The following is a 1,916-nucleotide window of genomic DNA, read 5'->3' as shown; positions in this document are numbered from 1 at the left end:
GATAATCAACTAGTCAATGGTAAAAATGAAGCAGGTGTGCTAGAGCTAGGTGTATCGATGAAAGACTATGCAAACAATGTCAATGGCTATGGCAAGCCCCTACTTGCTATCACTAATGCTGGCAATCAATTCCAGAATCTCAATATCCAAGCAGGAGAAGTCAAGCGACTCATTGATGCAGGCGAGATTAAGTATAACTTTGTGGATTCTGCTGGGAAGCAGCAGATGATCCATTGTGATGGCAGTGCCAAAGAGCAGTGCGCCCAGATTGAAAAGCTCATCGCCATCTATGAGGGAGAGAAGCCAGCAGACAATGGCAACTACACACAAGGGAGAATCGACCTCTCTGCTATGGGACTCAAATACGAAAAGGTGCTCACTTACAACTACATCGGGCTAAAGATAAGCTCTGATAATGCTAATAACCCCTATGACATCGGCGATATCCGCTACTATCTCTATGAAAAATGCGGACAATCATGTATCGATAAAATCGGTGCTGTATCAAATAGCATGGATAAAATCCTAGTTAGTCAAACCCAAACAGGCAGCAATACAAAAGGAGAAGCCCAGACTCTCTATGTCTATGAATACACCACAGGCACTGGCACAAATGCCAAGACAGAAAAAGTCTTTTGCAGCTCACATGATACACAGCAGTGCATACAAGACAATAAGCTAGATTCTAACACCCAGCTCACACAATCCCAAGTAACCCATACAGAATCTGATGTGTTTGATTGGTTTAACTATCTTGCCATTACACATCATGGTATCACTTGGACAGGAGCAAATATCTTGCTCTATGGTGAGGACTTCTTTCTCCAAAGTGCCAATCAGCTCAATAACACCCTAGACCAGCTCTCCTCTGTGGATAGAAAATCCTCTGCTAGTGCTTCTACTAGGCTTGCAGCAGATATTGCAAGAGCCAATCGCCTAGTCAAGCTCTCAAACCACACAATTGATACGAGTAATCAAGCCTTTGCTAGACTTATTGCACGCACACCACACTATGCAGATTCTGGCACAATCGCTAGTGATACAAGCCACAAGATAAACCCAGCATTTTTGTATAAATTCTCCAATCGCCATGAGTTTATGAATAATATCTGGGCGACAGCCATAGGGAGTGCAAGCTTTGTGAAAAATGGTCATGGCACACTCTATGGGATAAACACAGGCTATGATCGCTTTATCCCAGTAGGCGAGAGTGGGGTTATCATCGGTGCGCAGGTTTCTTATGGCTATGGCACTTACACTGCTGATTTGCTCAAAAACAACAGCCATAATGTCAATACCGGAATCTACACTAGAACCTTTATCCAAAACCACGAGGTTGATCTCACAGCCAACTATACAATTGGTATCAATACTGAAGATATCTATACCCGCCAGAATGTCTGGCTCTCTGCACTTGATCAATCCTATGGCTACAATACCCACACGGCAATGATTCATGCCAACTATGGCTATGTGTTTGGCACAAATAACAAATCCCTTGTCTTTAAGCCTATGGGAGGACTAAGCTACTACCATATCAGCGTAGGCGAAATCAATGGACTAAAAACTGCCCTAGAGAGCAATGCTGCTATCCAAGCACCACAAACAAGCCGTGATCTGCTTGCACTCAATCTCGCTCTTGAAATGCGCCAGTATTTTTCTGGTGCGAGCTATTATTTCATCAATGTAGGCGCACAAAAAGATCTCTACATCTCTAAAGGCACGATTGAGAATGTGCGCTTCGCTGGGGATAACTCACTCTCCTATCGTGCGAGTGATGGGCTCAATACTCATGTGCTAGCTACTGCTGGGGGAGAAGTGCTACTAGGTAAGCAAACTTTCATCAACTTTGCTCTAGGGGGCAAAGCAGGACTTAGCTACAAAGACTTAAACCTCACAGCAAATCTTGGTGTGAG

The 1,916-nt window shown here is 43.9% G+C and carries 1 protein-coding gene; it reads left to right on the top strand.

Features of this window, described 5'->3' with window-relative positions:
* On the top strand, positions 1 to 1,916 hold a 1,916-nt coding region (locus Q0171_RS07970), incomplete at both ends, for an autotransporter outer membrane beta-barrel domain-containing protein (protein ID WP_299328729.1).

It is taken from the genome of uncultured Helicobacter sp. (assembly GCF_937906905.1).
Taxonomy (GTDB): domain Bacteria; phylum Campylobacterota; class Campylobacteria; order Campylobacterales; family Helicobacteraceae; genus Helicobacter_B.
The sequence above is the reverse complement of the archived record's forward strand: the minus strand, read 5'-3'. Positions and strand labels throughout refer to the sequence as shown.